The organism is Pseudarthrobacter sp. B4EP4b (genome assembly GCF_006680095.1).
Classification (GTDB): Bacteria; Actinomycetota; Actinomycetes; order Actinomycetales; family Micrococcaceae; genus Arthrobacter.
Map to the genome: position 1 here is coordinate 1 of NZ_VHIJ01000117.1, position 237 is coordinate 237.

The 237-nt window shown below is 64.6% G+C and carries 1 pseudogene; it reads left to right on the plus strand.

The features are described 5' to 3' along the window. Positions 1–22 precede the first annotated feature (22 nt). Positions 23–237 (plus strand): annotated as a pseudogene (locus tag FNL14_RS23135) (HNH endonuclease); the annotation flags it as partial.

Sequence of the window (237 nt, forward strand, 5' to 3'; positions counted from 1 at the left end):
CGCTGCTTGTGGCGGAGCTGTTGTGGATGTGCTGCAGCGTCGCTATGAGATCCGGCTCGAGCGGATGGCGGTAACGAAGCAGCTCGAAGCCCAGATCGCCGCGGTGAAGGCCCGGGACGCCGCCGAAGCTATTGAAATCCAGCACGCAATTATCCCGCCGGAAGCACCGGTGCGCGAGCGGACCTACGCGGAGATGTCCGCGGTCGAGGAAATCGCCGGGGTCCTGACCATCAGCTC